The organism is Leclercia tamurae, assembly GCF_025566055.1.
Classification (GTDB): domain Bacteria; phylum Pseudomonadota; class Gammaproteobacteria; order Enterobacterales; family Enterobacteriaceae; genus Enterobacter; species Enterobacter tamurae.
The window spans coordinates 83,804-90,037 of sequence record NZ_JAMHKS010000062.1; the positions used below are offsets into that span (position 1 = coordinate 83,804).

Consider the following 6,234-nt stretch of genomic DNA (forward strand, 5'->3'; position numbering starts at 1 on the left):
TATGCTGCGCCTTGTTCTCTTGCTGGTGGTCACGCTCATCTGCCCGTCGCTACAGGCGGCGGCGATCGCCCATACCATCGACACGGAACGGACCACCATCAAGCTGTCGTGGCGCGCCTTTGGCGGCATTCCGTCGTGGGCACATCTGAAGGGGGTGACGGGTCAGGTCACGCTGAACCCGGACAATGAATTCGACGACCGCATCAATGTCACCATCCCGGTCGCCACGCTGCAGGCCTCCAACAACCTGCTCACCTGGCAGCTGAAAAGTAATATGTTTTTTGATGCCGCTCGTTACCCGACCATCACCTTTTCCAGCACCCGGGTGGTGGCACTCGGCCCGGATCGCTACCGCGCTTTTGGCACCCTCACCGTCCGGGATCTCAGCCGTCCGGTGATCCTTGAGGCCCGACTCGATCGCCAGTCAGGAGAGACGATCGCGCTGCATGCCACCACCGCCATCTCCCGGTCGGCCTATAAAATGGATCGCTTTGCGCTGGTGGTGGACGATCGGATCGCCATTGCCATTGATATCCAGGCGAAACCCGGCTCCGCGCTATGACAGCGCGGCCTGCAGTTGACGGGCCGCCTGCTGTAACTGCGCCACCGGCGTGCGGCCAATCAGGGCAAACTGATACCCCCGGGCGTGCCACCAGGCGATATGCATCCCGTAACGCTGCTCGCTGGACAACGCGGTTGCCCCCCCCTGCCCGAGCGGCGAGATGCACAGCGCCAGCGGGCCATAATCAGCCTGGTGCCAGGCAATCTGGGCGATAGCGGTATGTTCATAGCGCAGAATACGCACCATCTTCAGCTCGCTGTTGTGCAGAACCAGCTGCTGCTCACGCAGATGCAACCCCACATCCTGGGCGATGCGGGCCAGGCCGCGGCGCAGCACCGGGGGCGAGCTGTCGGCATCGAGCAGCGTTTCGGTGCTGTAGAGCGACATATAGTGCGCCTCCAGATCGCGGATGTTGGCGTTCTCATCGCGTTCGTCCTGCCCTTCACCTGACAACGTACGTGCCAGATAACCCACGCCCGTGCCGGTCAGCAAAAAGCAGACCGAGGCGGCAATCAGCGCCCGACGGCTGACCCCCGCGCGTGGCGGTGCCTGTTCGCTGAGATGGGCCGCCAGCCGGGCCTGCATCCGCGCCCCGGGGGCCTCCTCCAGCAGAGCGGAAAAGGCCGCGTGATAATCCTGGTTACTCTTCATCAGTTCGGCGGTACGTCCGGCGAGCAGGTCGTCGCTGCGCAGCAGGCGGGCAAACTGCTCAGCATCGCTCTCCGCCATCTCGCCGTCCAGCCAGGCAACAATGGCCTCATCGCCATAGGGGGGCGTAAAACGGATCGTTTTCACCAGCGTTTCTCCTTTACAGCAGGCGGGACAGACGCTGTTTTCGCCAGCGTCGCCCGCGCGGTGGCCAGTCGGCTCATTATCGTGCCAACCGGCACCGATAAGGTCTCGGCCGCCTCCTGATAGCTAAAACCTTCGACATAGACCAGAAAGAGCGTATTGCGCTGCGCTTCCGGCAGGGCGTTAACCCGACGCATGATCTGCTGGTAACGCTGCCGATCGTCGTCCTGTTCGCCAGTGTCGGGTGCCTGGAGATCCTCGGTATCGACAAAACCCTGCCCCATCCGCACGCGGCGCGCGCGCAGATCGGAGATCCAGATCGAATGGAGGATCGAAAACAGCCACCTGTCGATGCGCGTGCCCGGCGCAAACTGCGCGCTCTTTTCCAGCGCACGCACGCAGGTGGCCTGCACCAGCTCCTCGGCCATGTCCCGGTTGCGCGACAGCACCAGGCCGTAGCGCCAGAGGCGTGTCAGATGGGCAGCAAGCTGCTGGTGAACGTCACGGGTAGTGATTTTTCGATCCTCGCGCCCGGTTTCAGGATTCAGGGTGGCCGTTAATGGCTGCCTGGAGATCGCGGTACTCTTCACAACCCTGGCCGCAGATGGCGGCAATCGCTTTCAGCTGCTCCCCGGCGAGATCGGGACGCCCTTTCACCATCCAGGCTTCGCCAAGGTATTCACGCGCTTTGGCGTAGTTCGGGGCCAGCGCCAGCGAACGCTGATAATAGCCAATGCCCTCGTCGGTGCGCCCCAGTTTGCGGGTGGCATAGCCGCGATAGTTCCATGCTTCCGCCGTGTTACCGTCTTTCAGGCTGTCAAGCAGGGTCAGGGCCGCCTGATACTCCCCTTTTTTCGCCAGGTGGTACGCGTAATTGGTTTTGTCCCGATCGCTGAGACTGCCGGACTTATCCGGCACACATTTTTTGCTCGCGCTGTCATACACCTGCCCTTTCGGACAGTCCGGGGTGGTTTTGTCGGTATTGTTATCGCCCATCGCCAGTGCCAGGGGGGCTTGGACGAGAACGATTAGCATTAAACAGGCAGAAGTAAGTTTACGCATGGTGGTGACTCCGGTTAGCTTCACAGGGAATATCCAACGGATAAACGCGCAAGACCGCGACTTTATTCGATAATATTTATTAATAATTGATCCGGTAACGTCCGACGTTCTGTTCTATACTGCTTTTTCTGCAATAATACATCAGGAAAAAACAACACTAATGTCGTAGAGCTATTTGTGGATGAGCCTGACATACACTTAAAAAATCATGCCTTTGTATTATTATAATTTTTAAAAGCCCGACTAAGCATCTCATCGACAGATAATTGCAACCCCGCCAATAATAAAATACGGGGTATTATTAAGAGTCCATTTTTAATTAATCAAATTGACGCACATCTCGCATTAAATTGTGATCGACCTCAATCTTCATGGTCTTAACCATGCCTGAAGAAAACGACAGAAACCCTTACCCCACAAGGCCTGTAGCGAATAACCTTATGCAATCCTCTCTTTTAAGAGACTACAACAGGCATTATGAATCGCCAGAAATTAATTTCACCGCTTCGTCATTTGCGCTTTTAGTGCTTTCTGGCTATATCATTTTTAAGCCCTAATGAGACGATCGCAATATTAATAACAGGGATGGCAAACATCACGCCTGGCATGAGCCGCTTTAAAAAACATTTCAGCAGGTCACTATTTCTGACAAATAGTGTCTCTTTCGGGACGCTTAAAATCTGCTGACAACAAATGAATTTAAACACACAGCATTTCTTTCACTCTGTTGGGAGTCATACACATGAGTAAATTCACTGTCATCTCCAGACTGACGCATCAGGAAACGGTAGCAGAAGGAAACCAGATCATCCTGGGCGAAGATTCCGTCGTGAAGCTTCAGGCCGGCCGGGGTGATATCGCCAGCTATTCCCGCAGCAGCGACGATCTGCTGGTCAGGATGACCAACGGCGAAACCGTGACGCTGAAACACTACTTCGTCAACGACCACCAACTGGTGCTGGATGAAAACGGCGCCCTGTGGTGGATCGACGAACCGCTCGCCGTGGAGCGTTATCAGTCGATCCCCTCCACCGATGCACTGATTGCGGGCAACGTCAGTAATTCATCCGGGGATACCCCAATCTGGCCGTGGGTACTGGGTGGCGTGGCGGCGGCAGGCGGCATTGCCCTGGCGGCGGGTGGAGGTGGCGGCGGTGGCGGCGGGGGTAGCGACCGTATCGATCCCGGCCCGGTACCGCTCGATACTACGCCACCAGCCGCCCCAACCAATCTGCGTTTCTCTTCAGACAGTACTCAGCTGCTCGGCAATGCCGAGGCCAACAGCACCGTCACCATCACCGATGCCGACGGCAACGTGGTAGGCAAGGCGAAAACCAACGGCAATGGCGACTTTACCGTTGAGCTGGGCATTCCCTATACCAACGGCGAGACCCTGACGGTTGTCGCTAACGACAGCTCCGGTAACGTCAGCCCGTCGAGCAGCATTACCGCCGCGGATACCACCGCGCCGGATACGCCGATGATTATTCTTGCGGACGATGCTGTCGGCAGCCTGACCGGCGCGCTCAACAGCGACCAGACCACCGACGATCCCCGCCCGGTCTTCAGCGGCAGCGGCGAGGCCGGGACCACCGTCACCCTTTACGACAACGGTAAGGCCATCGGCACCACGGTGGTGAACAGCGACGGCAGCTGGACCTTCACCCCCAGCGCAAATCTCGCTGACGGCCTCCACCAGTTCACCGCCACCTCCACCGATGCCGCGGGCAACGTCAGCCCGGACTCGGAGGAGTTTAACCTCACCATTGACACCCTCGCCCCAAATGCACCGGTGCTGGAAGTGACGGACGACGTGGGCACTATTCAGGATCTGCTCACTAACGGTGGCTTTACCGATGATAACCAGCCTGACCTTGGCGGCTCGGGCGATCCGGGCAGCACCATCGCCATCTATGACAATGGCCTGCTGGTGACGGAAGTGGTCGTCGACGACAACGGCACCTGGAGCTACACCCCGCCAGTGGCCCTGACGGATGGGCTGCACAGCATCACCCTGACGGAGACCGATCTGGCGGGTAACCTGAGCGCCGTCTCCGCGCCGTTTGAATTTACCATCGACCGTACGCCACCGCCTGCCCCGACCGGCCTGGTGCTCAATACCGAAGGGACAATCCTTACCGGCACGGCGGAAGCCAACTCGACGGTCACGGTCAGCAACGATCTGGGCGTTATCTTAGGCACGGCAATAGCGGATGCCAACGGGGCGTTTTCAGTGACCCTGAGCGCCGCTCAGCTCAACGGCGAGACGCTAAGCACAGCGGCCACCGACAGGGCGGGGAACGAAGGGCCAGCTACGGACCTGACTGCCCGGGACACCACCCCACCGGCGGCACCGACCGCCCTCGTGGTGGCCGCAACGGGCGACAGCGTCAGCGGTGAAGCCGAAGCCGGAGCGCGTATCTCGGTGCGTGACGCCGGGGGAATAGAGCTGGGCTCCGGTGAAGTCGGCCTCGACGGCAAGTTCACCGTCAACATCGCCCCTGACCAGCTCAACGGTGAAGTGCTGACGGTGCTCGCGTTCGATACTACTCAGAATGAGAGCCCTCCGGGTCAGGTCACCGCCGCTGACTCCACGCCGCCACCACCGCCTGCGGAGCTGGTGATCGCTACTGATGACGTGACGCTCACCGGCACCGCGGAAGTGGGTAGTACGGTGGTCCTTATGGAAGGCACCACGAAGCTCGATCAAGTCGTGGTGGGTGAATCAGGCAGCTTCTCCTTCACCATGGCGACCGCCAGGCTGAACGGTGAGATCCTGAGTCTTACCGCCACCGATCACGCGGGCAATACCAGCGAGGCCAGTTCGATAGAGGCCAGGGACGTTACCCCTCCGGCCACACCAATTATTACCAACGTGGTGGATGACGTCTCCACCACTACCGGAACCATCATTAGCGGGGCGACAACCGATGACCGCACCCCGCTGATCTCCGGGACAGGCGAGCTGGGCACCAAAATATTTGTCTACAGCGAGAATATTCAGATCGGCTTTACTGAGGTCAATTCTGCGGGCAACTGGTCGTTCCAGGTTCCGGCAAGTCTGACGGATGGGATTCACTCCCTGACCGCCGATGCCGTTGACCGCCGCGGCAATCACAGCGTGATGTCCGAGATCTGGTCGATTAACGTCGATCCGGCAGCACCCAACCCACCAACCGCAACGGTTGCAACCGCGGCATTCGCCCAGAGCGAGGAGCCGGTGGTCAGCACCCTGAGCGCCAGCACCCCCGGCGAAACGCTGATCTATAACGTGCTCAATGAGACCGGTGGCGACCACGTCAGCAACTTCTCGCTGGCGGCGGGGAACAAAATCGACATCAGCGAGCTGCTGGTCGGCTGGAACGGCGATCGCGCCACGCTGGGGGAGTTTATCCAGGTCAGCAACAGTGATGGCAACACCGTTATCAGCATCGACCGGGACGGAGCCGACGCTCGCTATGCACCCGCAACCCTGGTGACGCTGGAGGAGGTTCAGACCACATATGAGGAGCTGGTAAACCAGAACCACATCATTACCGGTTAGCGGAGGTAAATGCAAAACGGCAACCCAGGTTGCCGTTTTTTATGTTTGCTCCCTCTCCCTGTGGGAGAGGGTTGGGGTGAGGGCATTCAGGCCGCACCGTGCAACATCTTACCCGTCCTGGAAACCACAAAAACGAAAATAACCGAACAAAAGCGAAAATATTTATATTGCCCGGAATTAATAACCCTAAACTTAATGCAACTACTATTGTGATCACACTCTCATACTATTTTTTCTACCAAATACCGCTGTTGCCTTAACTTAAACGATGGAC

The 6,234-nt window shown here is 58.4% G+C and carries 5 protein-coding genes; 2 read left to right on the forward strand and 3 right to left on the reverse strand.

What is annotated here, in order from left to right:
• Position 1: 1 nt before the first annotated feature.
• Entirely contained in the window at positions 2–562 is a 561-nt protein-coding gene (locus tag M8318_RS02880; RefSeq protein ID WP_262660907.1) for a YceI family protein, read from the forward strand.
• Here the strand turns inward: M8318_RS02880 and M8318_RS02885 are convergent.
• The 3 genes from M8318_RS02885 to M8318_RS02895 are packed head-to-tail and all read right to left on the reverse strand — an operon-like array spanning position 557 to position 2,416.
• A complete protein-coding gene (locus M8318_RS02885; RefSeq protein WP_262660908.1) occupies positions 557–1,357 on the reverse strand; it encodes an anti-sigma factor family protein in 801 nt (266 codons plus the stop codon). The two genes, M8318_RS02880 and M8318_RS02885, sit on opposite strands and share 6 nt — an antisense overlap.
• Positions 1,354–1,929 (reverse strand): sigma-70 family RNA polymerase sigma factor, encoded by a 576-nt coding sequence (locus tag M8318_RS02890; protein ID WP_408612145.1) that lies wholly within the window; start codon positions 1,927–1,929, stop codon positions 1,354–1,356. The genes M8318_RS02885 and M8318_RS02890 overlap by 4 nt, the downstream gene beginning before the upstream one ends.
• On the reverse strand, positions 1,892–2,416 hold the full coding sequence (locus M8318_RS02895) for a tetratricopeptide repeat protein (protein WP_262660909.1): 525 nt from the start codon (positions 2,414–2,416) through the stop codon (positions 1,892–1,894). Before M8318_RS02895 ends, M8318_RS02890 begins: the two co-directional genes overlap by 38 nt.
• A 742-nt stretch (positions 2,417–3,158) precedes the next feature.
• On the opposite strand from M8318_RS02895, the gene M8318_RS02900 reads away from it, so the two are divergent.
• Positions 3,159–5,960, forward strand: coding sequence for an Ig-like domain-containing protein (locus M8318_RS02900; RefSeq protein WP_262660910.1), 2,802 nt, complete (start codon positions 3,159–3,161; stop codon positions 5,958–5,960).
• Positions 5,961–6,234 lie beyond the last annotated feature (274 nt).

What these genes read in the sequence shown, in the direction of transcription:
- M8318_RS02900 (WP_262660910.1), top strand. Translation starts at nt 3,159, where the DNA reads ATGAGTAAATTCACTGTCATCTCCAGACTGACGCATCAGGAAACGGTA.
- M8318_RS02880 (WP_262660907.1), top strand. Translation starts at nt 2, where the DNA reads ATGCTGCGCCTTGTTCTCTTGCTGGTGGTCACGCTCATCTGCCCGTCG.
- M8318_RS02895 (WP_262660909.1), bottom strand. Translation starts at nt 2,416, where the DNA reads ATGCGTAAACTTACTTCTGCCTGTTTAATGCTAATCGTTCTCGTCCAA.